General features: G+C 62.5%; 20 protein-coding genes. 13 read left to right on the top strand and 7 right to left on the bottom strand.

The window, feature by feature from the left end:
• Window positions 1-195 precede the first annotated feature (195 nt).
• Together ACE3PP_RS08425 and ACE3PP_RS08430 are read left to right on the top strand one after the other, a co-directional pair.
• Window positions 196-2,211: a methyl-accepting chemotaxis protein gene (locus ACE3PP_RS08425; RefSeq protein WP_374380477.1), complete on the top strand. Its 2,016-nt coding sequence runs from the start codon at window positions 196-198 to the stop codon at window positions 2,209-2,211.
• Window positions 2,212-2,443: 232 nt separating this feature from the next.
• Window positions 2,444-4,459, top strand: coding sequence for a methyl-accepting chemotaxis protein (locus ACE3PP_RS08430; protein ID WP_374380480.1), 2,016 nt, complete (start codon window positions 2,444-2,446; stop codon window positions 4,457-4,459).
• A 44-nt stretch (window positions 4,460-4,503) separates the two neighbouring features.
• On the opposite strand, the gene ACE3PP_RS08435 is transcribed toward ACE3PP_RS08430, so the two are convergent.
• Complete coding sequence (locus ACE3PP_RS08435) at window positions 4,504-5,100, bottom strand: DJ-1/PfpI family protein (protein WP_374380482.1); 597 nt, start codon at window positions 5,098-5,100, stop codon at window positions 4,504-4,506.
• The gene (locus tag ACE3PP_RS08440) at window positions 5,100-6,083 is read right to left on the bottom strand and encodes a GlxA family transcriptional regulator (RefSeq protein WP_374380484.1); all 984 of its coding nucleotides are present in this window, start codon (window positions 6,081-6,083) and stop codon (window positions 5,100-5,102) included. The genes ACE3PP_RS08435 and ACE3PP_RS08440 overlap by 1 nt, the downstream gene beginning before the upstream one ends.
• A 174-nt stretch (window positions 6,084-6,257) precedes the next feature.
• Between ACE3PP_RS08440 and ACE3PP_RS08445 the strand changes: the two genes are divergently transcribed.
• Both ACE3PP_RS08445 and ACE3PP_RS08450 read left to right on the top strand, forming a co-directional pair.
• Window positions 6,258-7,433, top strand: coding sequence for a DUF2252 family protein (locus ACE3PP_RS08445; protein ID WP_374380487.1), 1,176 nt, complete (start codon window positions 6,258-6,260; stop codon window positions 7,431-7,433).
• A 131-nt stretch (window positions 7,434-7,564) separates the two neighbouring features.
• A complete protein-coding gene (locus ACE3PP_RS08450; protein ID WP_374380489.1) occupies window positions 7,565-9,754 on the top strand; it encodes a PAS domain-containing protein in 2,190 nt (729 codons plus the stop codon).
• A 6-nt stretch (window positions 9,755-9,760) separates the two neighbouring features.
• Here ACE3PP_RS08450 and ACE3PP_RS08455 read toward each other — a convergent pair whose 3' ends face one another.
• Window positions 9,761-10,636: a DMT family transporter gene (locus ACE3PP_RS08455; protein ID WP_374380492.1), complete on the bottom strand. Its 876-nt coding sequence runs from the start codon at window positions 10,634-10,636 to the stop codon at window positions 9,761-9,763.
• A 92-nt stretch (window positions 10,637-10,728) separates the two neighbouring features.
• On the bottom strand, window positions 10,729-11,229 hold the full coding sequence (locus ACE3PP_RS08460; protein ID WP_374380495.1) for a hypothetical protein: 501 nt from the start codon (window positions 11,227-11,229) through the stop codon (window positions 10,729-10,731).
• Window positions 11,230-12,198: 969 nt separating this feature from the next.
• Here ACE3PP_RS08460 and acnA point away from each other — a divergent pair.
• The 5 genes from acnA (at window position 12,199) to ACE3PP_RS08485 (ending at window position 17,401) form a co-directional block, all read left to right on the top strand.
• On the top strand, window positions 12,199-14,922 hold the full coding sequence (gene acnA, locus ACE3PP_RS08465; RefSeq protein WP_374380498.1) for an aconitate hydratase AcnA: 2,724 nt from the start codon (window positions 12,199-12,201) through the stop codon (window positions 14,920-14,922).
• 181 nt (window positions 14,923-15,103) lie between these two features.
• Window positions 15,104-15,535, top strand: coding sequence for a universal stress protein (locus ACE3PP_RS08470; RefSeq protein WP_374380501.1), 432 nt, complete (start codon window positions 15,104-15,106; stop codon window positions 15,533-15,535).
• A 114-nt stretch (window positions 15,536-15,649) separates the two neighbouring features.
• A complete protein-coding gene (locus ACE3PP_RS08475) occupies window positions 15,650-16,276 on the top strand; it encodes a GNAT family N-acetyltransferase (protein ID WP_374380503.1) in 627 nt (208 codons plus the stop codon).
• 23 nt (window positions 16,277-16,299) lie between these two features.
• Complete coding sequence (locus ACE3PP_RS08480) at window positions 16,300-16,725, top strand: thioesterase family protein (protein WP_374380506.1); 426 nt, start codon at window positions 16,300-16,302, stop codon at window positions 16,723-16,725.
• Window positions 16,726-16,858: 133 nt separating this feature from the next.
• Window positions 16,859-17,401, top strand: a complete 543-nt coding sequence (locus ACE3PP_RS08485) for a hypothetical protein (RefSeq protein WP_374380509.1) — start codon at window positions 16,859-16,861, stop codon at window positions 17,399-17,401.
• A 41-nt stretch (window positions 17,402-17,442) separates the two neighbouring features.
• On the opposite strand, the gene ACE3PP_RS08490 is transcribed toward ACE3PP_RS08485, so the two are convergent.
• From ACE3PP_RS08490 to ACE3PP_RS08500, 3 genes are all read right to left on the bottom strand, one after another.
• Complete coding sequence (locus ACE3PP_RS08490) at window positions 17,443-18,957, bottom strand: YifB family Mg chelatase-like AAA ATPase (RefSeq protein ID WP_374380512.1); 1,515 nt, start codon at window positions 18,955-18,957, stop codon at window positions 17,443-17,445.
• 3 nt (window positions 18,958-18,960) lie between these two features.
• Window positions 18,961-19,374, bottom strand: a complete 414-nt coding sequence (locus tag ACE3PP_RS08495; protein ID WP_374380515.1) for a DUF4279 domain-containing protein — start codon at window positions 19,372-19,374, stop codon at window positions 18,961-18,963.
• Between the two features lie 196 nt (window positions 19,375-19,570).
• Window positions 19,571-20,845, bottom strand: a complete 1,275-nt coding sequence (locus tag ACE3PP_RS08500) for an MFS transporter (RefSeq protein WP_374380518.1) — start codon at window positions 20,843-20,845, stop codon at window positions 19,571-19,573.
• 330 nt (window positions 20,846-21,175) lie between these two features.
• Here ACE3PP_RS08500 and ACE3PP_RS08505 point away from each other — a divergent pair, with 330 nt between their 5' ends.
• From ACE3PP_RS08505 to ACE3PP_RS08520, 4 genes are all read left to right on the top strand, one after another.
• Window positions 21,176-23,860, top strand: a complete 2,685-nt coding sequence (locus tag ACE3PP_RS08505) for an AAA family ATPase (protein WP_374380521.1) — start codon at window positions 21,176-21,178, stop codon at window positions 23,858-23,860.
• A 55-nt stretch (window positions 23,861-23,915) separates the two neighbouring features.
• Complete coding sequence (locus tag ACE3PP_RS08510; RefSeq protein ID WP_374380524.1) at window positions 23,916-24,425, top strand: GNAT family N-acetyltransferase; 510 nt, start codon at window positions 23,916-23,918, stop codon at window positions 24,423-24,425.
• A gap of 2 nt (window positions 24,426-24,427) precedes the next feature.
• Window positions 24,428-24,646 (top strand): DUF1127 domain-containing protein, encoded by a 219-nt coding sequence (locus tag ACE3PP_RS08515; protein WP_374380527.1) that lies wholly within the window; start codon window positions 24,428-24,430, stop codon window positions 24,644-24,646.
• Window positions 24,647-24,760: 114 nt separating this feature from the next.
• The gene (locus ACE3PP_RS08520) at window positions 24,761-25,033 is read left to right on the top strand and encodes a DUF4242 domain-containing protein (RefSeq protein WP_374380530.1); all 273 of its coding nucleotides are present in this window, start codon (window positions 24,761-24,763) and stop codon (window positions 25,031-25,033) included.
• Window positions 25,034-25,088: the final 55 nt, after the last annotated feature.

The following is a 25,088-nucleotide window of genomic DNA, read 5'->3' on the forward strand; positions in this document are numbered from 1 at the left end:
GCAGCGCGGCTATTAACCTATAGCAGAATTTAGGTTGTAGAACGCGGCCAGCCCACACAATAATGTAGAGATCTGAGCGATCAGGTAACGTCTTTTTTAGACTTTCCTGGAAAAAATGCCTGCCTGACAGCAATCAATGCCTGGGGTGCCACGAGCAGCGCGCCGGGCGAGAAAATCGCAAAGGTGGGGCTCTTCATGCTTCAATCGCTTCTCGCGCGCCTCCGTATCGGTACCCGCATTCAGTTCGGCTTCGGATTCATCCTGCTGCTGCTGGCCGGGTCGGTCCTCTTCGGCTTCATATCGTTGCAGGGCATCCGCACGAATCTCGAAGAGTATGTGCGCATCTCCGAGAATGCGATGACGGTGCAGCGCATCGACCGCAATGTGGTTGGTCTGCGTCGCAACGTGCTGTCCTTCCTGAAGGAGGGAAAGCCTGAGTCGCTGGATCGGGCCAATGTCCTCATTGCCGCGCTCAAGAAAGACATTGCCGACCGTATCGAGTCGACCAAATCGGCCGAACGCAAGGCGATGTTCGTCGAGATGAATCAACTGGTCGACGCTTATGCTGCCGATTTTGGCAAGGTCATCGCGCTGAAAGGCGAGCGAGATAAGGTGCAGAACGAACAGATGTCTGCCCTCGGCGCATCCGCCGGCAAGGTCATGTCGGATCTTCTTGAAGCAGCACTCAACAGTGAGGATTTTGTCGGCGCCGCCTATGCGGGTCAGGCGATGGAAAAGATGCTGACCGCACGCATCTCTGCGGCGCGCTATACCGCGACCGGTGACCCCAAACTCATTGAGGCGGCGCAGAAATATGTCTCGCTCTTCGGCATGGATGTGACGACCCTGCAAGGGAAACTGGTCAATATGGTCTATCGGGCGCGCGCCCTCGACGTCGCGAAGACGATGAAGGATTACGGCGCCAATCTCGTGACGCTCGCCGACATGGCGACGAAGCTGGATGCGCTGGACAAGTCGATGAACGACCAAGCGAAGCGCTTTGCCGAAGTGTCGAGCGCGGTGCTTGAATCGCAGATGAAGAGCATGACTGAAGTAAAGTCGCTGACGCTCTCGACCATCAGCAGTGCTATCACGATCATGATCATCGTCGCCATTGCGGCGCTCGGTATTGGTGCCTTTGCCGGCTGGATCATCGGTCGCAGCATCGCCCGGCCGGTACGCGGCATGACGGACACGATGGGTGAGTTGGCCCAGGGCAATCTGGAGATCGACATTCCGGCCCAAGAGAACCGCGACGAGATCGGCGACATGGCACGAACGGTCGTCGTCTTCAAGGATGCGCTGGTAGCGCAACGTGCGGCCGATGCGGCAGCCAAGGCGGATGCCGCGGCGAAGCTCGAACGCGCGCAGCGACTCGACGATCTCATCCGCAGTTTCGAGGGTCAGGTGGGCGAATTGGTGGGGGCGCTCTCCAGCGCTGCCGGCGAACTGCAGAGTTCGGCCAAGTCGATGTCGACAACGGCCGACCAGACCAACGCGCAATCGAGCGCCGTCGCTGCTGCTGCTGAACAGACGACCGCTAACGTGCAGACCGTGGCTGCCGCGACGGAGGAACTGACCTCCTCGATCAGCGAGATCGGTCGCCAGGTCAATCAGTCGACCAGCATTGCCCAAAAAGCGGTGACGCAGGCGGCTCAGACCAACACGCAGGTCCAGGGTCTTGCGACCGCTGCTCAGGCGATCGGCGACGTGGTGCGGCTTATCAACGATATTGCGAGCCAGACTAACCTCCTTGCTCTCAATGCCACCATCGAAGCGGCCCGGGCGGGTGAGGCGGGCAAAGGCTTTGCCGTGGTAGCGTCCGAGGTGAAAAACCTCGCCTCGCAGACCGCCAAGGCCACAGAGGAGATCGGCAGCAAGATCGGCGAGATCCAGACGGCGACCGACAATTCGGTGGGCGCCATTCAGGAAATCAGCAAGGTCATCGAGGAGATCAGCAGCATCTCGACGGCGATTGCGGCTGCCGTCGAGGAGCAGGCGGCGGCCACCAACGAGATCGCCCGCAATGTCCAGCAGGCCAGCCACGGCACGACCGAAGTGACCGGCAATATCCAGGGCGTCACCGCCGCTGCCGGCGAAACCGGCCGGGCTGCGGGCCAGGTCCTGGGGGCTGCGACCGATCTCGGCCAGCAATCGAACGTTCTCAACGCGGCGGTCAGCAAGTTTATCGCGGAAGTGCGCGCGATCTGACGTTGCCTTGCTTGGGCGGGATGCGGAGAAGTTTCCCCGCATCCCGCCCCGTCATTCCTTCCGCTTATGCTGTCGTGAGCATTCCGTTACACGGAAATGTAGAAGAAGGCGAAGCCGCTAACGTCTTCTTTAGAATTCCCGGGAAAAAATACCCCATAACATTTGCATAGAAAAATCCGGCCGAACGCTTGGCCGGCTCCCCAAGAAACGGCCATAAGTGAGGCTTCTCCATATGCTTCAGACCACCCTGGCTCGCCTCCGGATCGGCAGCCGCATCACCTTTGGTTTCGCCATCGTCCTGATCGTACTGGTGGCGGTGCTGGGCTTCAGTTATTTCGCGCTGACCGGCGCCAAATCGAGTTTCGGCGACTTCAATCGCATGGCGGGTGGGGCGATCGCCACCCAGCAGGCCGATCGCGACGTGGTTTCGCTGCGCCGACACGTGATGGATTTCATCCGCGACGGGTCGGAGGATTCGCTCGCCGAGGCGCGCCGCCTGCTGCCCGCGATCAAGGAGGGCCTGAGCGCCCAACGCGCTGCTGCGGCAGCAGCGGACCAGGGCAAGTATGACGAGATCCTGGGCCTGCTCGACACCTATGCCGCCGACCTTGAAGAAGCGGTCAAGATGAAGTCGGATCGCGACTGGCTGCGCGACAGTGAGCTCGCCGAACTGGGGCAGAAGGCCAGCAAGAACATGGCCGACATCCTGGCGGGCGGCATTTCCGAAAGCGATTTCGAAGTATCGGCCTATGCCGGCCAGGCGGAGGAAAAACTCCTCAATGCCCGTATGGCTGCCGAGCGGTACGTTTCGACCGGCGATCCGACTTTTATCGAACAGTCGGCGCGTTCGGTCCTGATCTTCTCTTCCAGCATCGCAGCCCTGCAGGGCAAGCTCAAAGTCCAGCAGCATCGGCGCATGGCGCAGGAAGCCGCGCAGACGATGCAGAAATATTCGATGAGCCTCAGCGAGCTCAAGGACCTTGCCGTCACGCTCAATGCCCTCATCAACGAGAAGATGGTCGAAGAGGCCAAGCGCATCGGTGAGCTGGCAAACGAAATCACCCAATCGCAGCGCGCCACGATGGATCAGGTCGCGACCGATACCAATGTGAAAGTCGAGCGCGCGCTGCAGTTGATGCTGATCATCGCGGCCGTGGCCCTTGGCATCGGCATCGTCGCGGCGCTGCTCATCGGCCGGTCGATCTCGCTGCCTGTCCGCTCGATGACCGACACCATGCGCGATCTCGCCGGGGGAAATCTCGATATCGATATCCCGGCGCTTGCCAACCGGGACGAGATCGGCGACATGGCGCGGACCGTGGTTGTCTTCAAGGATGCGCTGGCAGCACAACGCGCCGCGGACGAAGCCGTCAAACGCGATGCCGAGAGCAAGCTTGCCCGCAGCCGGGCGCTCGACGACCTCATCGCTGCCTTCGAAGGCAAGGTCGGCAATCTGGTCTCCTCGCTGTCCAGCGCATCGAGCCATCTGCAGCAATCGGCGCAGTCGATGACCGCGACGGCCGCCGAGACGAACCAGCAATCCGGCATTGTCGCAGCCGCCGCCGAGCAGGCGACGGCCAACGTCCAGACCGTTGCGGCGGCGACCGAGGAGCTCACGTCTTCGATCAGCGAAATCGGTCGCCAGGTCAATCAATCGACCAGCATTGCGGAAAAGGCGGTGGCCCAGGCCGCACACACCAACAGCCAGGTGCAGGGCCTGGCGACCTCGGCCCAGGCGATCGGCGATGTCGTCAGCCTCATCAGTGAAATCGCCGCGCAAACCAATCTCCTCGCGCTCAATGCGACGATCGAGGCGGCCCGTGCCGGGGACGCCGGCAAGGGCTTTGCGGTGGTGGCGTCGGAAGTGAAGAACCTCGCCTCACAGACGGCGCGTGCGACCGAAGAGATCAGCGCCAAAGTTGGCGAGATCCAGAAAGCGACGGACGAATCGGTGACCGCCATCCAAGGCATTGCGACCGTCATTCAGGAGATCAGCCAGATTTCCAACACCATCGCGACCGCCGTCGAGCAGCAATCGGCGGCGACAAACGAGATCGCGCGCAATGTCCAGCAGGCGAGCCAAGGCACCAGCGAAGTGTCCGGCAATATCGTCAGCGTGACGCAGGCCGCCGATGAAACCGGCAAGGCGGCCGGTGCGGTGCTGGGTGCCGCAACCGAGCTTGGCCAGCAATCACATGTGCTGAATGCCGAGGTCGGCCAGTTCATCGCGCAGGTGCGCGCCATCTAGGCAAAGCCCCGCCACCGGTTGGGGAAGGGGAGCGGCGGGCGGCCTTAACCGGCCGCCCGCATGCGCCAGTCATACTCCATCTCAGTCACGACATCGGCGACGAGGGCTGCATCCGTCAGCCGCTCCAGCAGATAAAGCGACATGTCGATTCCGGCGCTGATCCCGCCCGAAGTGAGAATGCGACCATTGTCGATGAATCGTGCCTGTGGCCGGATATCGATGCGGCCGCTGATCTGACGCAGCTCTTCGATGGCGCATTGATGCGTGGTGGCCTTGAGACCGTCGAGAAGCCCCAGCTTTCCCAGGATCAAGGCGCCGGTGCAGATGCTGGCGACGATCTCGGCCTTGGCTGCTTGGCGGGCCACCCAATCCAGTACGCGCTGATCATGGAGCAGGCGTCGGCTTCCCTTGCCACCCGGAATGAGCAGGATATCGGCTTGTGGCGCGTTTTCCAGATTGCAAAGCGGTTCCACTTTAAGACCGCCGACGGCAGCAATCGACGCATCATGGGCAGCAACCGTCATAACATTGAATGGCTTTGGGCTGCGAACCTCGCCGGCCACCGAAAAGACTTCAAATGGCCCTGCGAAGTCCAATACCTCGACATCGGGAAAGAGCAGCAGGCAAACATTTTGGGTCATCAGGCAATCCCCGTTGTTTGAAAATTCTGCCGGAAGCGGCTGGGTGTTACGGATAGATGTCGGCGGAAGGTGCGCCGCAGCCGCTCGGCCGAACCGAAGCCGAAGCGGCGCGCCACTTCGTCGATGTGTTGGTGGCCATCGGTCAAGGCTGCCCGCGCCGCATCGACACGGGCCGCCGCGACGAAGGCTGCCGGCGTCATGCCGGTTTCCTCCTGGAAGCGGCGCGCGAAATTGCGCGGGCTCATGCCGGCCTCGCGTGCCAGTTGCTCGACGCCGAGCTTGGTTTCGAGATGGGCGAGGATCCATTGCTGGATTCGGGCAATCGGGCCGGGGGCTGTGTCCTGCGCGCGCAGGGCGGGGCTGAATTGGGCCTGGCCACCGCTGCGGCGCATGTAGAGGACAAACTCACGGGCCAGCGCCGCCGCCATTTCGGGACCCAGATCCGCCTCGATCAGGGCGAGCGCCAGATCCATGCCGGCGCTCACTCCGGCCGAAGAGAAATATTTGCCGTCGCGCACGAAGATGGGGTCGCGCTCGACTTTTACCTTGGGAAAACGGGCTTCCATCTGCTCGCAGCGGACCCAATGCGTGGCCGCGCGCCGACCGTCGAGAAGCCCGGCCTTGGCCAGCAGCAGGGCACCGCTGCAGACCGAGGCGACGCGCCGGCATGAGGGGGCTTGGCGGCGCAGCCACGCCAGGACGCGGGGATCGTCGAGCTGTGCATCAACGCCCTTGCCGCCAGCCACCAGCAATGTGTCGATATCGCGGCGTACCGGACCGATGCGGCCGGTCGCGACAAGGTCGATGCCGGCAGATGTCCGGACCGGACCCGGCTTCGCAGCCAGCAATGCCACTTCATAGGCCGGCTGCTGCAGGAATTCGTTCGTGGCAGCAAAAAGCGACATCGGACCGGATATGTCGAGAAGGTGCGCATCTGGATAAATGAACATGGCGATGCGCCGCCGCTTGCCTGTTCTGCGCATGGTCCTCCGCCTTCCTATATCCCGAACCGGCTCTTTGCCCGGAGACGGTAAGGCCGTCATTGTGCGGAACCGTTTCCGTGGCAGCAATGACATTGAACAAGCATTTTCTGCCAAATCCGGCGAAGACTGCAGGCCGGGCTGGACCGGCTCGCGGTGCGCCGTCATATTCCTCAGATGACGCGCCAGGAAATCCATCAACGACTCCTCGACCTCAAGCAGCGCAAGATGCGCCAATCGGCCTTTGCCTGGTATCGGGGCACCGGCGAGGAATTTTATCGGCAGTGGCTGAAGCCGGTGCTGCGCTTGAAGGCGCCGAATGTGTGGCTCAACGGCGACCTGCATCTCGAGAATTTCGGCACCTATCGCGGGGACAATCGCCTCACCTATTTCGATATCGGTGATTTCGATGACGCCTGCCGTGGTCCGGCCGTCATCGACCTGCTGCGATTTCTCACCAGCATCATCCTCTCAGCACCTGAGCTCGGCATCGGCAGGGGCGACGCGGTGGAGCTCGCCGCCCACGGCCTTGCCCGCTATCAGGCGGCCTTGCGCGACGGCAAGCCGCGCTGGCTGGAAAGGCGCACGGCACGAGGTGCCATCGGGGATTTGCTGCAGGATCTCGAGCGTCGCAGCCAGGCGGACCTTCTTGCCAAGCGGACCACCGTCAAGGGCGGCCGGCGTCAGCTTCGCTTCGACACGGGCAAGGCAATGCGCCTGGAAGCGGATGAGGAAAAGAAGGTGCGTGCCGCGCTGAAGCAGTTTGCCAAGCGCCGCGCCCATCCGGAGTTCTTCGAAGTGCTCGATGTGGCACAACGCGTGGCGGGGTTGGGGGCATTGGGACGACCCCGCTATGTCGTCCTCATCAAGGGAAATGGCGGCAAGGACGGGCAATCGCTGATCGATCTCAAATCCCAACCGGGCTCGCCCCTCGTCAAGGCGCTGGCCAAGGCTGGGCACCGCCAGCCGCGCTTTGCCAGCGAGGCCCTGCGCGTGGTGCGGGTTGAATATCGCCTGCAAGCCGCAGCGCCGGCCTTTCTCACCGAATTGTCGATTGGGCACGCTGCCTACACCTTCCGTGAATTGCAGCCGGATCAGGACAAGCTCGAATTGGTGCAACTGGCCGGCGACGCCGATCGGCGCGAAGAAGCCATCGGCGCGATGGGCGATCTCGTCGCTTGGGCGCAGCTCCGGGCCAGCGGCTGGCGCGACAGCGCCACCATTGATGAGCTGATGAATTGGGCCGGTCGCAAAAGTTGGGAGCGCGACTCGGGGCGGCTACTTTTCATGGCAAAGGCGGCCGCCAAGGCCTGTGCCGCCGAATGGAAGAGATTTTCCAACAGCGAAAAATGAGGGAAAACCTCGACGCTGAAAAATTGCCTCAAATGCTTGATATTGTTAGGATTGCCCGAATATACAGAGCCGGGTATAAGCTCCGACCAACTTTGGTGACCATGAGTTGATCCCGGAAAGACCCCCGAACAGTGATCGACGGCACCCTCATCTTCCTCAATTCGGCCCCGACCTTGGGCCTTGGCTCTCTCGCCCTCGCGTTGAGCCTTGTGGCTGCCTTTCGCTTTCTGGGACTTCTCGGCTGGCGCGGGTTTGGCCGCCTGGGGCGCGCAGGTGCCGGTCTTGCCCTCGGCGTGATCGTCATGAGCGGCCTCGGGCTGATTCGCGCGGGAGTTGAACTCGGCCCGACGACGGGCTGGTTCGACTGGCCGCACTGGCGCGACGTTGCTTTCCTCGCAGGCCCATTCATGGTGCCGCTCCTGGCAGCTCTCAAGCTCGATCCGTTGCTGGGCCGGATCAGTGCCATCGCCGCTGCCATCCTCTGCTTGCCGATCCTGGGGCTCGGCGGTGCAGTACCGGCAGCGCTCGCCCTTGCCGTTGCGGCGCTGCTGCCGCCCGCCATGGGACGCTGGCCTTCCTTGAAGGTTGAGCGCAACTTCGCCGTGCTGGGTTATCTGCCGGGACTTCTCACTCTGCCGGCACTCGTTGCGGCGGCGCCCACGGCGATGCTGCTCAATGCGCTCGCAACGCTTCTTTTTGGGCCGGCACTTCTCGCTATGGGCCGGCTTCTCGCCGAGGCTGTGCCGCCACAGCAGCAACAGGCAGCCGAAGACGAACCCGAACTGAAGGCCGCCCCGCTCATCAGCCGCACCATCGCCGATCTTCCGGAAGGTGTCGCCGTCTTCGACAATGCCGACCGGCTGGTTGCCTGCAACAGCACCTATCGCCGTCTCAACGCATCAATTTCCGATTTGCTGGTGATCGGTGTCACCTATGGCGAATTGGTGCGCGCGTCGATCCTGCGCGGCCAAAGCCGGGTCGAGACGAATGTCGCTGACCCGGAAGCGGCGATCGCCGAGCATCTGGCGCGTCACCGCCAGCTTCCCTGGCGCATCGAGGTGCCGGGGCCGGACGAGCGTACGCTGCTGGTGATCGAATCGCGCACGGCCGAAGGCGGTACCTTGCGCCTGATGACGGATGTGACGGCGATCAAAGGGCGCGAACTGCGCCTCACCGAACTCGCCCAGCGCAATGAAGTGCTGGCGACGGTTGTCGGCGCCGTTTCCAGCGGCATCGTGATCTGCGACGCGACACAACCCGACCATCCGGTCACTTTCGTCAATGCGGCCTTCACCCGCATGACGGGTTTCAAGCCGGAAGAAATGATCGGCCGCAATTGCCGCCTGCTGCAAGGCCGCGATACCGACCCGGAAGCACTGGAACGACTGCGCCGCGCCTTGGCCCAGCACCGGCCGATTACCGTGACCTTGCGCAACTACCGCAAGGACGGCCGCACCTTCTGGAACGAACTGGCGATCAGCCCAATCACCGATGAGAGTGGCCGCATCCTGCAATTCGTCGGCATCATGAACGACGTCACCCAGCGTATCCGTGCTGAGGAAGGATTGCGCGATGCCAAGAACCAAGCGGAACTTGCCAATCGGGCGAAATCCGAATTCCTCGCCAATGTCAGTCACGAATTGCGGACACCCTTGAATGCCATCCTGGGTTTCTCGGAAGTGATGAAGATGGAATTGTTCGGCGCGCTCGGCACGCCGAAATACCGCGACTATGCGAAGAACATCTTCGACAGCGGCAATATGCTGCTCTCTCTCATCAACGATATTCTCGATCTTTCCAAGATCGAGGCCGGCAAGATGGAACTGCATCCGGAACCGATCCAGATCGCCGATGTGTTCGATTCCGCCATGATCCTGATGCGCGAGCGGGCCAAGAATGGCGGCGTCATCCTGACGGCCGAAATCGATCCCGACTTGCCGCCGCTTTTCGCCGATTTGCGCGTCACCAAGCAGATCGTCACCAATCTTGTTTCCAACGCGGTGAAATTCACGCCCAAGGACGGAACGGTCGAGTTGATTGCCCGCCGTTTCGATGCGGTCCAGGCCGAGATCATCGTCAAAGATACCGGCATCGGCATCGCCAAAGAGGACATACCCGAGGTCCTGAAACCCTTCGTGCAGGTGGATGGCGCCTTGCAGCGGCGGCAATCGGGCACGGGCCTGGGTCTGCCCATCGTCAAGTCGCTGACCGATCTGTCGGGAGGCACTTTCCATCTCGACAGCGAACTGCATGAGGGAACGGTGGTGACTTTGCGGCTGCCGCTTTGCACCGACAAGGAAAAGCGCAGCGCCGCCGAATAGCCGTGCCTAGCGATTGCGGGCGGCGCGTTGCACAAGGACAAGCCCGACGCCACCCAGGGTCAGCACCGCCGCCAGAGCCAAGCGCACAGTCAGCTCTTCCCCCAGCAGCAGCACACCACCCAAAGCGGCAAGCGCCGGCACGGAAAGCTGCACGGCGGCAGAGCGGGTCGCCGGATGATGCGGCAGAACGGCGTACCAGATGACATAGCCGCAACCGGATGCCACGGCACCGGATGCAATAGCCAACGCCACGCCACGGGCGCTCGCATGCAGGTCTTCCGGGGCAATCATGAATTGGGCCAGGATAACCAGCAGCATCAGCGGGATGCCCAGAATGAAGTTCATCGCCGTTGCCGCCAGCGGATCCTGCGACTTGCGCCCGAGCAGCGAATAGATGCCCCAGGCAATGCCTGCGATCGCCATGAGAACGGCGCCGATCGGGTCAGGAGCCTGAAGACCCGGCATGATGAGGTAGAGGAGGCCGCCGGTCGCCATCACCCAGCCTATCCAGGAGAGGGGCGGGAAATGTTCCCCGCTGCGCAATGCGACGACGAACATCGTGAGCTGCACTGATCCGAACAGGATCAGGGCGCCGGTGCCGGCGGCAAGGCTGAGATAGGCGAAGGAAAAGCCCGCCATATAGAGGAACAGCATGAGCGCGTTGGGAAGCTGGCGTCGAAACGCCACGACATTGAGCGGCCATCGCCTTTGCTTCAGAGAGAGCAGCACCGCCAAGGTTGCCGCTCCGGAGACCATCCGCCAGCTGCCGAAGCTCGCCGCATCGATGCTGCCTGCGCCCAGCGCCAAGCGGCACAACAGCGAATTGGCGGCAAAAGCCAGCATCGCCAGCAACGTCGCCAGTGCCAGGGTGATGCGGTTCATGGCGTATCCATCAAAGACGACAAATCAGGAAAGGTGGCAGCGCCGCAATGCTAGTCAACGCCTGACGCTTCCCGGCCTGCACTTGTGGCAGCCTACACTTGTGGCAGGGCAGCGGCGCATCCAAGAAATTTCGCCTGGCCGGATGGCGTGGGTGCCAGCGGACAGACTATGGCCTCAAGTTCGACCCAATGCCGTTCGATGAGTTCCAGCCGCCCCACTGTGCGCAGCGGACGTTTCGCTTGGGCGACAAAGGTGAGGAGAGCTGCAGAATCGCGCATCACCGGGTCGGTCGCGTCATGGCGCCAAATCCAGCCACGCTTGATGTGGAAGAGGCGGATATATTCTTCCCCGGCCAGGCGCAGTTCAAATCCGCCTTCTATGCCGGCGATGATGTAGAGATGCTCGGCTATGTCGCCGAAGGCCGTAATGTCGAAGATTTCGCGCGCCGGCGGACCATCGGTGGCGTGTTCACTCCACCAAGCGAAGATGCGCCGAACCGGTTCAGTAACGATGCCGTCGGCCCGGGCCCAGGAAATGTCCCGTCCGGCAAGGCCCGGCCAATTGGGAATGGGTGGATCGCTACGCAGAAACATGGCGCGGATAATGCCCCCACAATCCGATGCCCGCAATCCATGGCCGCGCAAAAAAAATAGCCGCGCTGCCAATGGCGCGCGGCTGTAGTAACGCGGTTGCGAACTTCGATCATCTAGCGGCGCAGCATCCGGGATGCTGCGCTGAAACTCTTCGGCAGCGGTGTTGGTCGCTGCCTTCGATTGAAGGCGGCGCCGCGCCCGGGTCCTTTTCAGGAAAGAGGCGCTCGTCGCTGCCTTCGATTGAAGGCGGCGCCGCGCGCCGGGGGATGGGGATGGCGCGCGGCAGCCTGCCCTTCACACCGCGCCATTCGGGGGTAGGGACTGGCGCGGTTCTCGGCCTGGGTTCCGCCTTGCGGCGCGCGGGCACCGCGTTGGAAGGAACCCTTCGAGGGGCATCCGGGCGAATGGGCCGACCACTCGCCGGGTCGCAATAGGACGAAAAGGGGGATGGCCTTCCGTCCTGAACATCAGTCTTCATGCGCCCTGTGTCCCGTTTAGGACCGGAATGTGGCAAGAATAAGGAATTGGCCTTGGGCCGATCGGTCGTGCGGCTTGTCCCGACGCTGTATCGGATATTCCTCAAGGCCAACCTAATGTTGGGCTAGCCTGCCGAATCCCATAGTGACCAAATTGCCCGGCTTGCCGTAAACCCTCTCTGTGCAAGGATTATGTGGGTCCGTGTCCGAGTGCGTGCCGCGCGGCTGGTCTAGGCAATATTTCCCTGGAATTGCCGGGAGTTTGCCGGGCTTTGCCCCTCGCTGGCTCGTCGCCTTCATGGTAAATTGCCGGATATTCGACTCGACTTGTTCTCGCGCCCGGTCCCGGGGTGGGGATTGGAAAATAGGTTTTAAGTCCTGCTAGCCTGGGCGGTCGGCCCCCAATGCCAGCCGCGTGACGCAGCCAAAGAGCGCATGTCGCTGCTCCAGGAAGCAGGTTGCCCGTACTGCGCCGCAACGTGGGAGTGGTTCCGTGCCTCAACTGAACAGCCTCAAGACCCGGAAGACTTTGAAGGTCGGGTCGAAATCTTATGACTATTTCAGCCTGAAAGCGGCCGAGAAGACCCTGGGCGACCTCTCGCGCCTGCCCAATTCGATGAAGGTGCTGCTCGAGAACTTGCTGCGCTACGAAGATGGCAGCAGCGTCACGGTCAAGGACGTGCAGGCCGTCAAGAAGTGGCTGAAGGACAAGCGCTCGGACCGCGAGATCGCCTATCGCCCGGCGCGCGTGCTGATGCAGGATTTCACCGGTGTTCCCGCCGTGGTCGACCTCGCCGCCATGCGCGACGCGATGAAGGCTCTGGGCGGCGATCCGAAGAAGATCAACCCGCTCTCGCCCGTCGATCTCGTCATCGACCATTCGGTGATGGTCGATTTCTTCGCCGGTCCCGGTGCCTTCAAGAAAAATGTCGAGCTTGAATATGAGCGCAACGGCGAGCGCTACGAGTTTCTGCGCTGGGGTTCGACCGCCTTCGACAATTTCCGCGTCGTCCCGCCGGGAACCGGCATCTGCCATCAGGTGAACACCGAGAATCTCGCCCAGGTCGTCTGGACGATGAAGGAACCGGCCCAGACCGTGAAGGGCAAGAAGGTCGCGGCCAAGACGCTTGCCTATCCCGACACGCTGGTCGGTACCGACAGCCACACCACGATGGTGAACGGTCTGGCGGTGCTGGGCTGGGGCGTGGGCGGCATCGAGGCCGAGGCGGCCATGCTGGGTCAGCCCATCTCGATGGTTATCCCGGAAGTGATCGGCTTCAAGCTGACCGGCAAGCTGAAGGAAGGCACCACGGCGACCGACCTCGTGCTGACCGTGACGCAGATGCTGCGCAAGAAGGGTGTCGTCAACAAATTCGTCGAATTCTATGGGCCCGGTCTCGATGACCTCGCACTTCCGGACCGTGCCACGATCGCCAACATGGCGCCGGAATACGGCGCGACCTGCGGTTTCTTCCCTGTGGATGCCGAGACGATCCGCTATCTGAAGTCGACCGGCCGCAAGGCCGACCGCATCGCGCTGGTCGAGAAATACGCCAAGGCGCAAGGCATGTGGCGCGACAAGAAGAGCCCCGACCCGGTCTTCACCGATACGCTGTCGCTCGATATCTCAACCGTCGAACCGAGCCTTGCCGGACCGAAGCGCCCGCAGGACCGCGTGCCGCTGACCACGGTGGCGGACAGCTTCAAGAAGAACCTGGTCGATGTCTTCGCCCGCAAGGGGAATGAGAGCGCCGTCGGCGTCAAGGGTGTCGATTGGGAGATCGAGGACGGCGCCGTCGTCATCGCCGCCATCACCTCCTGCACCAACACCTCGAACCCGTCGGTCATGCTGGGCGCGGGTCTCGTGGCGAAGAAGGCGGTCGAACTCGGCCTCAATGTGAAGCCCTGGGTCAAGACCAGCCTGGCGCCGGGTTCGCAGGTCGTCACCGACTATTTGAAGAATGCCGGCCTCAACAAGTTCCTCGACAAATTGGGTTTCAACCTGGTGGGCTATGGCTGCACCACCTGCATCGGCAATTCCGGCCCGCTGCCGGATCCGATCGCCGATGCGATCACCAAGGGCGATCTGGTGGCGGCCGCCGTGCTGTCCGGCAACCGCAACTTCGAAGGCCGCGTCAATCCGCATTGCAAGGCGAACTATCTCGCCTCGCCGATGTTGTGCGTGGTCTATGCGCTGGCCGGCAGCATGAAGATTGACATCACCAAGGATCCGATCGGCTACGGCAAGAAGGGCAAGCCCGTCTATCTGAAGGACATCTGGCCCAGCAACAAGGAAGTCTCCGACACGGTCGCCAAGGCCGTGAAGCTCGGCGATTTCAAGAAGCGCTACGCCGACGTCTTCAAGGGCGATGCCAATTGGCGCAAGGTGAAGGCGCCCAAGGGCCTCACCTATGCCTGGCCCAAGGTCTCGACCTATGTCGCCAATCCGCCCTACTTCCAGGGTATGAGCAAGGAAGCGGGCACCATCAGCGACATCAAGGGTGCGCGTCCCCTGGCCATCCTCGGCGATTCGATCACGACCGACCATATCAGCCCGGCCGGCTCCATCAAAAAGGACGGCCCGGCGGGTCAGTACCTCATCGCCAACGGCGTCGAGCCCAAGGATTTCAACTCCTACGGCGCGCGCCGCGGTCATCACGAGGTGATGATGCGTGGCACCTTCGCCAACATCCGCCTGAAGAACGAGATGGCGCCGGGAACCGAAGGTGGCGTCACCCGCTTCATGCCGTCGGGCGAAGGCATGTCGATCTATGACGCGGCCATGAAGTACCAGAAGGCGAAGACCCCGCTGGTCGTCATCGGCGGCAAGGAATATGGCACCGGCTCCAGCCGCGACTGGGCAGCCAAGGGCACGCTGCTCCTCGGCATCAAGGCGGTGCTGGTGGAAAGCTTCGAGCGCATCCATCGCTCCAACCTCGTCGGTATGGGCGTCCTGCCGCTGATGTTCAAGGGCGATATGACCCGGAAAAGCCTCAATCTCGACGGGTCCGAAATCTTCGACATCACCGGCCTCGCCGGTGCCGGCAAGAATGGCAACATCAAGCCGCGCATGGACGTGCCGGTGAAGATCACGCGTTCCAACGGCAAGGTCGAGGAGATCATCGTCACCTGCCGCATCGATACCGCCGAGGAAGTCGAATACTACCGCCACGGCGGCGTCCTGCCCTACGTGCTGAGGAACCTGGCCGCGTCGTAAGCCGGGTTCGACGCGTACTTAAGACCAAGCGGCCGCGGGCGATTTCGTCCCGCGGCCGTTCTGTTTCGCTCCAATATCGACATTCCCGAGGTTGATTTGAGTCAAGCATTCGCGCCGACTGGGGGCGCATGATGCCACGTGGGTAGGGCAGTGCGCCCACCGACAACGGAGGAAACGCATCATGGCCATAAAAAGAATATTGTGTGCGGTCGATGGCTCCAAAATCACGGGCCACGTCGCCAACTGCGCGGTCGAACTGGCTCAGGCGACCGGAGCAAAGCTCACCTTTCTCACCGTCAATATCGTGCCGACCCGCGCGCGGCGCACACATTACTGGGACGCGGAATCGATGAACGCCGCGGCCGCCCAGTCCGACAAGCAGCTCGCATCGGCCGTGAAATCGGCCAAGGCCGCGAAGTTCGAGAATTACGATTGTGTCGTGGCGAGCGGCAGCGCGGTTGCCGATGCCATCGTCTCTTATGCCGACAGGAACAAGATCGACCATATCGTTATGGGCACCAACACCACAAACGAGCTGGCCCGCCTGTTCCTGGGTTCCGTCGCGACCGCTGTCGTCAGCCACGCCTCGGCACCGGTAACGATCGTCAAATAGAAGCCAATCATTTCATGCGGTGACCGGCGCCCGGCGGCCTCGACTGCCGGGCGCTTTTCTTTTGCGCCGCCGCTCGCTAGAGATGGTGCCGGTTTCAACATCGAACGATCGACCATGGACAATCCCGTTCTTCCCCTCGGCTATTCGCCCCTGAAGCCCGGCCAGATCGCCAACGTGGTGACTTGCCTTGAGATGATGGCACCACCCGCGCCGCGACCCGCCCGGCCGGGCGATGATCGGTTCAGTCTGGTGCCGTGGCAGGCCGATCTTGCCGCCTTTCGCGATCTCTTCCGCCGCGTCGGGGCCGATTGGCTGTGGTATTCGCGCCTCATCATGGCGGACGAGAAGCTGCAGGCGATTCTGGGCAGCCGCGATGTCGATCTCTATCGCCTGATGGATGGCGACCGCGTCGCGGGCCTCCTCGAACTCGATTTCCGCGAAGAAGGTCAGTGCGAGCTTTCCTTCTTCGGCGTGGTGCCGGAAGCAATCGGCACGGGTGCCGGGCGCTATCTCATTGATCGCGGCATCCATCTCGCCTGGAATCGGCGCCCAGACCAGGTGCCGATCCGCCGCCTCTGGGTGCATACCTGCACCTTCGATCACCCCAATGCGCTGGGCTTCTATCAGAAGGCGGGGTTCGTTCCCTACGCCTTCATGGTCGAGGTGCAGGATGACCCGCGCTTGACCGGTGTGCTGCCGCGCCATGCGGCGCCGCACATTCCCCTGGTGGACCCGAAGTAGCGCTGTGAAAGGCGAGGTGGCGCATGAAGGATACGCTCAAGGTCGGCGACGTTCACACCTTCACGTTCCGCGTCACTGACGCCAAGACCGTTCCCAACCTCTATCCGGAATCGCCCGATTTCCAGTCGATGCCGGCGGTATTCGCCACCGGTTTCATGGTGGGACTCATGGAATGGGCCTGCATCGATGCGCTGAAACCGCATCTGGATGACGGCGAGGGCAGCCTCGGTATCGGCATCAATGTCAGCCATCTCGCCGCCACACCGCCGGGCATGGTGGTGACGGTGACCGTCACCTGCAGCAAAGCCGACGGCAAGCGCGCCAGCTGGCAGGTGAGCGCCCGCGACGAGGTTGATCTCATCGGCGAAGGTACCCATGACCGCGCCATCGTGCGCTGGGACCGCTTCATGCCGAAGGTTGCGGAAAAGGCGGCGCAAACCGCGCGATAGCTTGTCCTTTGAGAAATCGGGGAGGGTTTGACTGGGCTTACAGACCTCTCAGAGTGTTGTTAACTAAAAGAGACTCCTCTTACTTGTATAAATGAAATACTATCCTCCTTAAGTTGTAGCTTCGGAGGAGGGAATGATGTCGCGGATACATGATGTCACGGAAGTCCAACTGGAACTGCAAAAGTCGAACCCCCCGACAATCAACATCATCGCCAAAGGCCGCGTTGCTTCGGCCGGTTGGCACGAGCCCCGGCTTGAGCCTTGGATCTATATCGCCCCGCCGAGCGATGGCATTCAGGACTTCGACTTCGTTGCGACACCACCCAGTGGCAACCAAATTCAGGTGTTCCGACCCATCGAGGCGCAAGGCCGCTTGTCGAGGGGCCCAGAAGATTATTGGGGCAAGGACCACCCTCTTGTGGGCGTAAGAATTCACGCCCTAGAAAACAAAATGGAAGCGCGATTCGGTGATAGCAACACATTGACGATCGCGGCTGATGCGAGAAGAATTTTGCTGCCAGGATGGAGCGGTTCGGGTGAGGGCCCCGACTATATCGGCATGACACTTCGTGTCTATCAAACCGGCGATCCGGTCACCGACGATTACCTCTTGGACCGACTCAACATCGAACTTGATCCACGGACACGTCGCATTGTCGCTGTGAAGATAGGTTGAGGCAGCTTTAGCGCTGACCGAGTGGACGGTCTTGCTATTGCTCAGGCCGCCCGGCTCGGTGCGATCCGTCGATACCCCAGCGCCTCGGCAATGTGGATCGCGCGCACGTCATCAGCGCCGGCGAGATCGGCCAGCGTCCGGGCGACGCGCAGCACGCGGTGATAGCCGCGCGCCGACAGGCGGAATTTCTCCACCGATTGGGTAAGGATGCGGCGCCCTTCCGCATCCGGGGCGGCGAGGTTTTCCAGCAATTCGCCATCGGCTTCCGCATTGGTGCGGATGCCGTGCGCGGCATAGCGCGCAGTCTGCCGGGCACGCGCGGCTCCCACCCGTGCCGCCACCTCGGCGCTCCCCTCCGCGGGCGGCGGCAGCGAGAGATCGGCGGCGGAAACCGCCGGCACATCGACATGAAGGTCGATGCGGTCGAAGAGGGGGCCGGAGATGCGCGACTGGTAATCCTGCCCGCATTTCGGCGCCTTGCCGCAGCCCAGTTGCGGATCGCCCAGATGCCCGCAGCGGCAGGGGTTCATCGCCGCCACCACTTGGACCCGTGCCGGATAGGTGACATGGGCGTTGGCGCGCGCAATGGAAACGCGGCCCGTCTCCATCGGCTGGCGCAGGGCCTCAAGGGTCGCGCGCTGGAATTCCGGCAACTCGTCGAGGAAGAGGACGCCAAGATGCGCGAGGCTGATTTCGCCCGGCCGCGCGCGGAGGCCACCGCCGACCAGCGAGGGGAGCGAGGCCGAATGATGCGGATCGCGAAAGGGCCGCCGGCGCAGCAGCTTCCCCTCAGCGAGACTGCCGGCCAGGCTGTGGATCATGGTGACTTCCAGCGCCTCGGCCGGCGAGAGCGGCGGCAACAGACCGGGCAAGCGCTGCGCCAGCATCGACTTGCCCGACCCCGGCGGGCCGATCATCAGCAGATTGTGTCCACCCGCCGCCGCAATCTCCAGCGCGCGCTTGGCGCTCTCCTGGCCCTTGATATCCTTGAGGTCGAGCATCGAGCCCGTATCCTCGGCAATCTTCGGCTCAGGCGCCCGCAGCACCTGCTGGCCTTTCAAATGGTGGATGAGCGACAGCAGGTTGCCGGGCGCCACCACATTGACCTCGCCCGCCCAGGCCGCTTCGCCGCCCTGTGCCTCCGGGCAAATGAGCCCGAGATCGCTTGATGCCGCATGGAGCGCTGCGGGCAGCACGCCCGCTACGGCCGCCACCGATCCGTCGAGCCCAAGTTCTCCCAGCACGACGAAGCTATCGAGCGACGAGGCCTCAATGACGCCCATCGCCGCGAGGAGCCCCAGTGCGATGGGCAAATCGAAATGCGACCCTTCCTTCAGGAGATCCGCCGGCGCCAGATTGACCGTGATCCGCTTGGGCGGCAGCGCCAGACCAATCGCCGTCAATGCCGCCCGCACCCGCTCCCGGCTCTCACCCACCGCCTTGTCGGGCAGGCCCACCAGCGTGAAGGCCGGCATGCCACCCGAGACCTGCACCTGCGCATCGACGGCCCGCACCTCGACGCCTTCGAAAGCAACAGTGCGAACGCGTGCAACCATGGCTTAGCCTTTTGAAGGAGCATACATGCAGATTGACAGCTTGATGCCGCGATCACCAAGCGCCTTCAAGTTTTCGGGCGAAACATCGATTCCTTCATCGCTGCTACCCATGAACCAACCGCAGAACAGATCTACCTCGTAGCTTGCTCGGACTCTGGCCCAAACGGCTAGGTCATCCGTCAGCTTGCTCAGGATCTCATTAATCTGCCGGTCAAAGTTTTCTGGTTCGCGATCGGTTGCTTCAAGGCTCCATTGACCGCTCTTACGCTCATTCCGAAGGCCATCGGATCCGCCAAATTTTTCGCCCTCGCGATGTGCCCGCGACGGAGCACTACCCATCATCTTTGATATTTCTTCGGGCACTAATCCATCCCCACCAATACGTAGAGCGGCAACAGAACGCTGTAGTTGCGGCATTCAGTTCTCCAGAGTTGTAATTGGCCCCGATATTGTAAAGGCCGGCATGCCGCCCGAAACCTGCACCTGCGCATCCACTGGGCGCACGTCGACGCCCTCGAATGCTACGGTACGAACGCGCGCGACCATGAATGCTGCCTACGGTTGCTGGGGTAAATCGTGAACAATCATCGCGCGCATACTGGCAGGGGCGCTCTTATTTGGCAACCGTCGTCGCTGTCGAGATTTCCGCCGCGCGCCGGTCTGCAAAGGCGGCGGCGATGCGGCCGCGCCGGGCGAAGATGGCGAGCCAGACGAGGGTGAGGAGGATCGCGGCGCAGGCGAGCGGCAGGCGCAGGCCGAGTTGGTGCGCGGCGAGGCCGACGCCCAGCGTGCCGATCCCGCCGGCGATCTGTGTCAGCAGATGCTGAGTCGCCATCACGCGGCCGCGCTGGGCATCCTCGACCGAGGATTGCATGATCGAGACCGTGACCGTGCGGCGCGTCTCACCCGAAAAGCCATAGAGCAGCATCGCCGCGACCGAGAGATAGAGGAAGGGCGAACCGGCCATCAGATAGATGGCGATGGCAAAGCCCAGGAAGGCCCACAGTACGCGCTGCGGCGTTGCGCGCGCGGCACCGCCCTGGGCCAGCCAGATCGCCGCCATCGTGGCACCGATGCCGGCGGCCCCGTAGAGAAGCGAGACCGCGCCCACACCTTTGCCAAGCTCAAGATCGGCATAGGCGGGCATCATCTGGTAGGTCGCCGCCGATATGGCGTCGCCGACGAGGATGAGCGCCATGAAGGCGGTCAGCCCCGCATGACCGAAGATGTAGCGCCCACCTGCCATGACCTCCTGCGTGATCGGGCGGCGGATTGTGCGTGCCTGCCGGTAATCCGCCGGCGTGCGCAGGCGCGCGGACGCCGCGAAATAGACGAGGTAGCCGGCGACATTGACGGCGAAGGCGGTGGCGGCACCCCAATGCACCAGGATCCATCCGGCAAGGGCGGGACCAGCGAAGATGGCGAATTGGGAATAGGCGGCATTGACGGCGATGGCCGATGCCAGCCGCTCTCGCGCCACGAAGCGGGGCAGCATTCCATAGGATGCCGGCACGCTGAAGCTGTGGATGATCCCATGCAGGATGGCGCAGATGCACAATGCCACGAGGCCGAGATGGTCGGTGAAGGCGAGGATCGCGAGCGCCAGCGCTTTCAGGCAATCGCAGGCATAGGCAACCTGCACCAACCGGAACCGGTCATGCCGATCGGCGAACACACCGCCCAAGGGCAGGAAGATGATGGTGGCGATGGTGGTCAGCAGATAGATGCCGGCGAGCCAGGCCGTCGAGTGCGTGATCTCCCAGGCCGTCCAGGAAAAGGCCACGTTCTGGACGAAATAGGTGATCCAGGAGGTGATCGACCCGACCGAGAAAATGCGAAAGTTCCGGTCCGCCAACGCCTCGCCGATACCGCCGAGGATTTTTGCCATCGATCAGAGCCTTTCTCGCGCCGGGGTGGCGCAGGACCAAACTGTCATCGCGCCGCAGCATCATAGTCGGCGAACTTCTGGGTCAAACTATCAACAATCTCTGCTTGTAACGCGCCCGGAGATACACATCGATGCAAGTTTTTCCCTATCGGTTAAATCCTGGCCTTTCCGCGTTCTCTCGCATCTGTGGCAAGTCTGCATCATAATGCGTTGCACAAGAAAAGGTTGATCCAGTTTCAGGACTTGGCGTCGCTTGCATGGTGTGAAATCTGCGTGCTACCGCGAGGCCCTTCTCGGGAAGAGCGAAATAGACTCGGATTGCCGTCAATCATGACTCTGCTTGAGCGTGACCAACAACTCGCGTTGCTTCATCAGTGGGCGGCGGAAGCCGCCAACGGTGCGGGCCGCATCGTGCTTCTCTCCGGTGAGGCCGGGATCGGCAAGACCAGCCTGTTGCAGCATTTCGCCCGGGACGCCGAACTTCATGCCGAACGCGTCGGCGGCCGGGTCCAGCGGACCGCCGCCAGATTTCTTTGGGGTGGCTGCGAATCTCTCTTCACACCGCATCCGCTGGCGCCGCTCTATGACATCGCGCGCCAGATCGGTGGCAGCTTCGCGCCGGCCATCCTGCATGCCGATCGGCGCGAGATCGTCTTCAACCTCACCATCGATCAACTGATGCAACTCGGCGGTCCGACCGTCCTCATCATCGAGGATGCGCATTGGGCCGATGAGGCGACACTCGATCTGGTGAAGTTCCTGGGCCGGCGCCTTCGGCAGATGAAGCTTCTTCTCATCCTCAGCTACCGCGCGGATGAAATCGGCAAGACGCATCTGCTGCGTGGTGTCATCGGCGAATTGCCCGCGGCAAATCTCCGCCGGCTGGAATTGGAGCCCTTGAGCGAGGGTGCCGTCACCTGGCTCGCGGCCGCTGCCGGCCGGCCGGCAGCGGATCTTTACCGCGTCACCTGCGGCAACCCCTTTTTCGTGACTGAGGCTCTGGCGGTTCCGCAGGGTTCCGCACCGGCAACGGTGCGCGATGCCGTCATCGCCCGGCTGCAGCGCCTCTCGCCCGAGGCGCGTGGCATTGCCGATCTGGTGGCGGTGGTGCCGGGGCGGACTGAGCGCTGGTTGCTCGAACGGACCGTGGGCGACCAGGCTGATGCCATCGCTGAGTGCCTTGCTGCCGGCATGGTGATCGATGCCGATGGTGCCGTTGCCTTCCGCCATGAACTCGCCCGCCGCGTGGTCGAGGCGCATCTCACCGTTCCGCGTCGGCAGGATCTGCACGCCTGCATCCTCTATGCGCTGCAGCAGCGCTTCGGCGAGGCAGTGCCCTTGGCGCGCCTGGTCTATCATGCCGACCAATCGAACGATTCGGCATCGGTCCTGCGCTATGCGCCGGTTGCCGCCGAACAGGCGGCCGCACTCAATGCGCACCGCGAGGCGGCAGCGCATTATGAAAGCGCCTTGCGCCATGCCGGTTCCCTGCCACCGGATCAACGTGCGCGCCTCTACGAACGTTTTTCCTATGAATGCTATGTGGTGGACCGGATCGAGGAAGCGGTGGCGTCCCGTCGGCACGCCTTGGCGCTGTGGTGCGAGATCGGCGACAAGCTGCGGGAAGGCGACAATCTGCGCTGGCTCTCGCGCCTCTCCTGGTTCAATGGCCGCAAGGATGATTCCGAGGAATTCGCCAAGCAGGCGATTGCCTGCCTGAACGCCTTGCCGCCGGGACCCGAACTCGCCATGGCCTGCAGCAATTGCGCGCAGCTCTACATGCTGTCCAATCGCACAGCGCTGGCGTTGGAATGGGGTGCCAAGGCGATCGCTCTGGCGGAGATGCTGGGCGAGATGGAAATTCTCAGCCATGCCCTCAACAATGTCGGCACGGCGCGGCTCACGATGCTGGATGAAGGCGGGCGGGCCGATCTCGAACGCAGCCTGCAGATAGCGCTCGATCTCGGCTACAAGGAACAGGCGGCACGCGCCTATACCAATCTCGCCACGACAACCATGCGCATCTATCGGTTTGATGCGGTCGACGACTATCTCGCCCAGGGCATTCCCTTCTGCGAGAGTTTTGATCTCGATGCCTGGGGTCGTTACATGAAGACGGTCCGCGCGATCATGAATTTGGAGCGCGGGCAGTGGGATTTGGCGGCCGAGGATGCCGAGGCGGTGGTCCGTCACCCGCTGACGGCACCGATCAGCAAGATACCGGCGCTCACCGTTCTGGGCCTCCTGCGCGCCCGTCGTGGCGAGGCCGGTGCGGATGAATATCTGGAAGATGCGCGGCAGATGGCGCTGCCGACCGGCGAAATGCAGCGCATCGGATTCGTGACCCTGGCGCGCGCCGAATCGGCCTGGCTGCAGGGACGCCTTCCCGACATGGCGGATGAACTGGCGGAAACCTGGCAATTGGCGATCGCACAACCGGAACCCTGGATGAATGGCGCCCTGGCCATGTGGCGCCGCCGGCTCGATCCGGAATGCGAGGATTGTTCCAGCAGCGCTGGCCTTTTTCTGGAGCAGATGCTTGGCAGGTCGGCTGCGGCGGCGGAAGGTTGGGCTGCGCGTGGGTGCATTTATCTGCAGGCAGCTGCCCTCGTCGACAGCGACAATGAAGATGATCTGCGCACGGCCCTCAACCTTGCCGATGAACTTGGCGCAGCACCCCTTGCCGGCATGTTGCGCCGGAAACTGCGTGCCGGCGGTGCGCGCGCTGTGAAGCGCGGTGCTCAGGCACGCCATCGGCAGAATCCCTTCGGCCTTACCACGCGCGAGCTCGGCGTGCTCGCCCATCTTGCCGAAGGCAGGCGCAACGCTGAAATCGCCGGCCGCCTGTTCGTTTCGGAAAAGACGGTCGACCATCATGTTTCCGCCATTCTTGGGAAGCTTGACGTCCGGTCGCGCGGCGAAGCGGCGGCCCTTGCCGCCCGGCTGGGGCTCGTCAGTACAGATGCTGGAGTAGTTGCCGCCGCAAAAATGGGGAATCCTCCCGATGCGGCATAAGGGGGTCCGGACCTAATTTCCAGGCTCCACATCTGCACCAGTAAGGAGCCTACCCATGACGCTCGACATTGTCCGGGCGACAACCGGTACTGAACTTGACCATGTGCGCGACCTCATGCGCAGCTTCGTCGCTTGGCACAAGCAGCGGCATGCCGCCGACATAGCGCTTATCAACCGCTATTTCGATGCGGCCGCCTTTGAAGGGGAACTAGCCGGTTTGCCTGGCAAATACGCGGCGCCGCACGGCATGCTGCTGCTCGCCTATCATCGTGGCCAACCGGCCGGCTGCGTTGCCTTGCACAACCTCGGCGTCGGCATCGCCGAAATGAAGCGCATGTTCGTGGCCGACGCCTATCGCGGTCTCAGCATCGGTCGGTCGCTCGCCGAACGGGCCCTCGCGGAAGCCGTGCGTATCGGTTACCGGGCCATGCGCCTCGACACCAGCCATCACCAGGCCGAGGCGATCGGCCTCTATGAAAGCCTCGGTTTCCGGCGCATCGCGCCCTATTACGCCATACCGCCGGTCCTGGCCGACTGGCTGGTCTTTTTCGAGCGGGAGCTCTGATCATGATTGATTGCACGAACGCGGTGGCGACCCAGAAAGTCGCCCCGGCGCCGCATCGCACCAGTTTCTTCATCCGCGGCTTTGACGCGCTGTTGTCCTGGATTGAACGGGGGCGCCAGCGTCGGCATCTCACCGGCCTCAGTTCCCATCTCCTCAAGGATATCGGTCTCTCTCGCGCCGATATCGAATTCGAGGTCCGCAAGCGACCCTGGCAGGAGTAGGGCCGAAAAATGGGGAATCCTCCCGATGCTCGCGTTTGTCGACGCTCTTAGCGTCAAACCTCAGCCGGTCGATGCAGGCCGGCCAGGTGCAATCGTTCATCAAGGAGGTCAGCCATGCCCCGCTATGTCGTCGAACGCGAGTTTCCAGCCGGCCTTGTCGTCCCGATCAATGCCGAGGGCGCCGAGGCCTGCCTGAAAGTGGTGGATACCAACCTCACCGACGGCGTCACCTGGGTCCATTCCTATGTCAGCATGGACAAGAAGAAGTCCTATTGCATTTATGATGGGCCGAATCCCGAGGCGATCCGCCGTGTTGCCGGCAAAACCAACCTCCCGGTCGACCAGATCACGGAAGTCCGCGTTCTCGATCCTTACTTTTACAGCTGACCTCGCCGGGACGTCGGAATCCCCGGCCCCGTCCTTTTTATTCCGTGAGCACATC

This window comes from Dongia sp. (assembly GCF_041910485.1).
GTDB lineage: Bacteria > Pseudomonadota > Alphaproteobacteria > Dongiales > Dongiaceae > Dongia.

Bases quoted from the DNA above. Each gene is read 5' to 3' on its own strand.
- ACE3PP_RS08460 (WP_374380495.1), bottom strand. From the start codon at position 11,229: ATGTTTCTGCGTAGCGATCCACCCATTCCCAATTGGCCGGGCCTTGCC.
- ACE3PP_RS08500 (WP_374380518.1), bottom strand. From the start codon at position 20,845: ATGGCAAAAATCCTCGGCGGTATCGGCGAGGCGTTGGCGGACCGGAAC.
- ACE3PP_RS08495 (WP_374380515.1), bottom strand. From the start codon at position 19,374: ATGCCGCAACTACAGCGTTCTGTTGCCGCTCTACGTATTGGTGGGGAT.
- ACE3PP_RS08485 (WP_374380509.1), top strand. From the start codon at position 16,859: ATGATGTCGCGGATACATGATGTCACGGAAGTCCAACTGGAACTGCAA.
- ACE3PP_RS08430 (WP_374380480.1), top strand. From the start codon at position 2,444: ATGCTTCAGACCACCCTGGCTCGCCTCCGGATCGGCAGCCGCATCACC.
- ACE3PP_RS08505 (WP_374380521.1), top strand. From the start codon at position 21,176: ATGACTCTGCTTGAGCGTGACCAACAACTCGCGTTGCTTCATCAGTGG.
- ACE3PP_RS08440 (WP_374380484.1), bottom strand. From the start codon at position 6,083: ATGCGCAGAACAGGCAAGCGGCGGCGCATCGCCATGTTCATTTATCCA.
- ACE3PP_RS08455 (WP_374380492.1), bottom strand. From the start codon at position 10,636: ATGAACCGCATCACCCTGGCACTGGCGACGTTGCTGGCGATGCTGGCT.
- ACE3PP_RS08490 (WP_374380512.1), bottom strand. From the start codon at position 18,957: ATGGTTGCACGCGTTCGCACTGTTGCTTTCGAAGGCGTCGAGGTGCGG.
- ACE3PP_RS08515 (WP_374380527.1), top strand. From the start codon at position 24,428: ATGATTGATTGCACGAACGCGGTGGCGACCCAGAAAGTCGCCCCGGCG.
- ACE3PP_RS08480 (WP_374380506.1), top strand. From the start codon at position 16,300: ATGAAGGATACGCTCAAGGTCGGCGACGTTCACACCTTCACGTTCCGC.
- ACE3PP_RS08475 (WP_374380503.1), top strand. From the start codon at position 15,650: ATGGACAATCCCGTTCTTCCCCTCGGCTATTCGCCCCTGAAGCCCGGC.
- ACE3PP_RS08425 (WP_374380477.1), top strand. From the start codon at position 196: ATGCTTCAATCGCTTCTCGCGCGCCTCCGTATCGGTACCCGCATTCAG.
- ACE3PP_RS08510 (WP_374380524.1), top strand. From the start codon at position 23,916: ATGACGCTCGACATTGTCCGGGCGACAACCGGTACTGAACTTGACCAT.
- ACE3PP_RS08470 (WP_374380501.1), top strand. From the start codon at position 15,104: ATGGCCATAAAAAGAATATTGTGTGCGGTCGATGGCTCCAAAATCACG.
- ACE3PP_RS08435 (WP_374380482.1), bottom strand. From the start codon at position 5,100: ATGACCCAAAATGTTTGCCTGCTGCTCTTTCCCGATGTCGAGGTATTG.
- ACE3PP_RS08520 (WP_374380530.1), top strand. From the start codon at position 24,761: ATGCCCCGCTATGTCGTCGAACGCGAGTTTCCAGCCGGCCTTGTCGTC.
- ACE3PP_RS08445 (WP_374380487.1), top strand. From the start codon at position 6,258: ATGACGCGCCAGGAAATCCATCAACGACTCCTCGACCTCAAGCAGCGC.